The organism is Monashia sp. HAY1-5C (genome assembly GCF_056755255.1).
Genome location: NZ_JBPGXG010000378.1, coordinates 1 through 269 on the forward strand (window position 1 = coordinate 1; position 269 = coordinate 269).

Annotated in this window: 1 pseudogene; it reads right to left on the reverse strand. The window is 43.5% G+C overall.

From position 1 onward, the window contains the following. A pseudogene (locus tag ACR9ZK_RS22115) lies at window positions 1-269 on the reverse strand (hypothetical protein); the annotation flags it as partial.

Consider the following 269-nt stretch of genomic DNA (forward strand, 5'->3'; position numbering starts at 1 on the left):
GTATGGTTTGTCCCAAGAATCAGAGATAACGACCTGCTCTGTATGAGGAGCATTTTTCAATACGTTATTTGTTGCATCCGCTTCACCACTGGCGATCTCGTCAATTTCATGCTTAATCGCGATGAGTGCTTCTGCAAAACGATCGATTTCTGCTTTGCTTTCAGATTCTGTGGGTTCAATCATTAATGTTCCCGCCACAGGGAAAGAAACAGTCGGAGCATGGAATCCGTAGTCCATTAATCTCTTTGCTACGTCAGCTACTTCAATTC